Genomic DNA, 4,167 nt, shown 5'->3' with positions numbered 1-4,167 from the left:
AAATCAGCAATATGTTCAGCGTTGTACTTCATAATTAACCTATATATTCATAACGTTCTCTACCTTCACCTTAGTGCGCATTAACGGCTCAAGCAATAGCAAATAAATAGAATTGATAAGTGATACCAAATTGAATGATTAATCGTCGTATGGTGGGTTTATTTTAGTTAGATTGCGTGATTTGCAGCCACTTAAATTCTGAACGATGTTTATTGGGAAGTGGTTGTAATATATTGTGTCACTAGAAATATATTGCATCCAGCTAATATTGTATAAAAAGGAAACGCATCAGTGAGAGTGAACAAAGTAGCATTAACGATCAGTATGCTATTTGCTATCTCAGGTTGTCAAAGTACACCCTCAGAGCAGACAGGCGCGAACCAAACCACAAATGACAATGAATCAACAGTAGAGGTCCGTTCATTTCAGTCTGTCCAAAGTGTTTACTCCGAGTGGGAGGCTAAGCTTGAAGAACACGCGCAATTGTCTCTCTATGCTCCAGAGAATTACAATGAACTATTAGACGCTTGGGATGATGCTGAAAGCATTTACGCGGACTTACTGAAAGATCAAACACGGGTAACCAAGAGTTACTCGATTTTTTCGACATTAACTTACGCCGAAGCCTTTGATGAAAAAATCGCGTTGATTCGATCAAATTATGACTCGATCTTAGTGCTAAAGGAAAAGGCTGACAGAGTATTAGCCGACTCGATAGTGCAAATGGATTACTTAAAGTTTCTTGGTGCCGACACTATGTTTGCATCGAGCTACAAGAGCTTGTATTCAGAATACAGCGAGCTGTTTGAGTATGTACTGGTCGACGAACTTGAAGATGCTCAGGAAGCACAGGTAGAGTTTCTTAATAACGCGAGTTTGTTAGAAGTTAAAGTGGCCCACAAGAAGTACATCGAACCTTTGAAGGATGAGTTGGAGTTCTTGGAAGATGAAGATTTCGATGACGTTGTTCCACTGACGTTTGCTAAAGCGGCATCTCAAATTGCTTTGGCAGAAAGCCAAGTGAAAGCCAGTCCCCGTGAAAAGTCGATCATTGAAGACGCAGTTCACGCTGCAGAGTTCGAATTAAACCACGTGCGCAGTGTTGCTCATGAAGTCAAAGTACTAGCGAGCGTAAAAGGCGACCAGTTCGAACAGTCGGTTTTGAATGCAGAGAACCAGTTATTGAGCATTTCACGAGTGGTTAATGGTGAAGATCACCGTGATGTTGTATTGCGTCTTCAGTCTCAAAAAATTGTAGCGAGTGTTAAAGCGCTGAAAGGCTCAGACATGACGGCGTCATTAAAGTCAGAGATTAAAACTTTGACTGAGCGACTCGCTAAGTTAGAAAGTGATAATCAGAAACAAACACAGAAATTGGTTGAAGCGACCAAGCACAACCAATTGTTAGATGATCAGGTTACCAAGAGTGATGCTCATATAAAGAGCCTAGAAGAGTTAGTGGATAGTTTGAAAAGCTTAGGTGGTAAAGTTGCCAGCGAAAGTGACTCTGATGTGATTCTTCCTAGTATTGAATCTAACATAGAGGATGCATCTAACGAACAATCATTAGAAGAAATGGTTGAACCTTCGGTTTAGTAAGACTAATTTCTTTATTTGTGATTGAGTTAAAAGCGCCTAAGGGCGCTTTTTTACGTTCTGTTGATCTATGTCAAAATCTGAAAACAAAAGTGTTCATTGAGTCATTATAGTGTACGCTATTCCTTGGGTTTTAACGTAACTTGTTGATATTTATAGATGTGTTGTTTTCTATGCTGATAACTAATCATTCAGCAGAGTTTTATTTTTACTACTAAAGTCGTATGAATTTGGAATAACTTGGACTAATTCCTTTCAACAGGGTTGTGAGAGGCATTTCGAGCTTAAAATAGCTCTTGAATTCAGAAATGAAAGAGAGGATTATCGCGCTCCCGACGACATGTTTCAAAATGTAAATCATCATGAATCTAAACCAATTCGACTCATTATTACCGCCACAAATGGCTGAGCGCGCTGCAGATATTGGCGTAGGTAAAGCAACCAAAGATCCAATCAAATCTTTTCTCCTAGCGATCTCTGCTGGCATACATATTGGTATCGCGTTTGTGTTCTACACTATCGTGACTACCGGTGCTGGTGATTTACCGTGGGGTATTACTCGCTTATTGGGTGGTCTAGCTTTTAGCTTAGGATTAATCCTTGTTGTTGTTACTGGTGGTGAACTGTTTACCAGCTCGGTGTTGACGCTTGTTGCTCGCGCAAGTGGCAAGATTACCTGGCGTACATTAGTTAAGAACTGGACCACGGTTTATGTCGGTAACTTAATTGGTGCATTGCTGCTGGTGGCCTGTATGCTTCTGACTAAACAGTACATGTTCGATCATGGGCAAGTGGGTTTGAATGCCATGGCGATTTCCCAACACAAAATGCACCATGATTTTATCCAAGCTATCGCGCTTGGCATCATGTGTAATGTGTTGGTTTGTATCGCGGTATGGATGACGTTTAGTGGACGTACACTGACTGACAAAATCGCAGTTATGATTTTACCTGTTGCGATGTTCGTATCAGCCGGTTTTGAGCACTGTATTGCCAACATGTTCCAAGTCCCTTTAGCTATCGGTATCAAAACATTTGCTCCCGCAGAATTTTGGACAATGACAGGCGCTAACCCTGCGGACTATGTTGATCTGAACATGATGGACTTTTTGATGAACAACTTGCTGCCCGTTACCATTGGTAACATCATTGGCGGTGGTATCTTTGTTGGTATGTGGTACTGGTTGATCTACCTACGTGACTAATAAGGGTGGCGTGATCCACCAAGCAAAGGTTTCGTGATTAATTCCGATTACGCGGTTAATCCAGTTTACGAGTTAACTGGGTAACTTGGACTCAGTGAAAACACTGAACTGACTTATGACATTTACAAGACGGCCTGCATTGCAGGCCGTTTTTATTTGTGGAAAACCTACTTATTCATTTCTTAAATTATCATGTGAACGCTCAATGGCGATGATCACCGTGTGTGTATATGTCTTTGAAAACACCCAAAGATCAAAGGTAATGATCTTTCCCTAGGTGGGAATGGACAAAAAAGGATCTATATTGATTTGGTTATCCACAATTTCTGTGGATAACCTGTCTCAAATTCAGTGAGTAACCAGATCTAAGTGGGGTAGGGAGGCTATTTCGAAGGCTGTATTTGCGCGAGAACTCGGCCTTCTTTAGTAAGAGATGTCTTCAATGAGAGCTGAAGTGCAAGTGCTAAAGAGCAGCTCATCATCACGAAGATAGCTAACATGATCATCAACTGATACTTAATCGCGATCATTGGTGATGCACCACCTAAGATCTGTCCTGTCATCATTCCCGGTAGCGTGACTAAGCCTGTAGTTGCCATAGAGGCCATAATTGGTGACATCGCTTTCTGTATCGCATTACGAACAAAAGGCGCGGCTGCATAGGAAGGAGATGCGCCCAAAGCGATAGCCGCTTCGTACTCTGATTTCTGCGTTTCAAAAGCCCCAAACAAGTTCTGCAATGCCACGATATTACTGCTTAAGCTATTACCTAACAGCATCCCTGCAATAGGGATAAGGTACTGTGCGTTAAAAACCGGTGTCGGTTTAATGATGAAAAAGCAGATAAACAAGACAATAGGTACACAAGTTACAGCAAGGCTAACGGCTATAGGACCTAAAAGTAGGTTTTTGGAGAGCCTAGATTTTTCAACAATTGAGCTTGCCCCAACGATGATCATTGCAAATAGCCACAGTAAATTGACCCATAAGCTATTTAAGGTGAACAAGTATTCTAGGTAAAGTCCCACTAGAAATAGCTGAATAACCATACGGATTATGCTGACAGAAGCCTCTTTGCCAAGGCCGAGTTTTAACTTGTAGTTGATGGTAATGGGTAGCAAGAGAAGTGAGCTGAAGAACAATAACTGCCACCAAGATATATCAATAACGTCTTGCATAATGATTCCTTTTAAGTGGTCTCCATCATATCTGAAAGTGCCAAATGATGCATTTCACCTGTAAAGTCGCCAATTCTAAAAATGATCAATCATTTAACAAACAAAACACAAAATAGTGGTTGTTTGAGGCTTTTTTAGCTACTACTTAGTAGGTAAAAAGTTAAAATTGGTTGTCAGATAGTTGCGTG

General features: G+C 40.9%; 3 protein-coding genes. 2 read left to right on the top strand and 1 reads right to left on the bottom strand.

The window, feature by feature from the left end; genetic code table 11:
- Positions 1-291: 291 nt before the first annotated feature.
- A complete protein-coding gene (locus AB4232_RS18525) occupies positions 292-1,596 on the top strand; it encodes an ATPase (RefSeq protein WP_372087712.1) in 1,305 nt (434 codons plus the stop codon).
- 362 nt (positions 1,597-1,958) lie between these two features.
- Positions 1,959-2,801 (top strand): formate transporter FocA, encoded by an 843-nt coding sequence (gene focA / locus AB4232_RS18520; RefSeq protein WP_009848790.1) that lies wholly within the window; start codon positions 1,959-1,961, stop codon positions 2,799-2,801.
- A gap of 383 nt (positions 2,802-3,184) precedes the next feature.
- On the opposite strand, the gene AB4232_RS18515 is transcribed toward focA, so the two are convergent.
- Complete coding sequence (locus AB4232_RS18515) at positions 3,185-3,979, bottom strand: ABC transporter permease (RefSeq protein WP_017100090.1); 795 nt, start codon at positions 3,977-3,979, stop codon at positions 3,185-3,187.
- Between the last annotated feature and the right edge of the window lie 188 nt (positions 3,980-4,167).

Source organism: Vibrio sp. 10N.286.46.A8, from assembly GCF_041470165.1.
GTDB classification, from domain to species: domain Bacteria; phylum Pseudomonadota; class Gammaproteobacteria; order Enterobacterales; family Vibrionaceae; genus Vibrio; species Vibrio tasmaniensis_A.
This window is presented reverse-complemented; position numbering and strand designations above follow the sequence as displayed.

Coding starts and splice junctions, on each gene's coding strand:
- AB4232_RS18515 (WP_017100090.1), bottom strand. CDS start 3,979: ATGCAAGACGTTATTGATATATCTTGGTGGCAGTTATTGTTCTTCAGC.
- focA (WP_009848790.1), top strand. CDS start 1,959: ATGAATCTAAACCAATTCGACTCATTATTACCGCCACAAATGGCTGAG.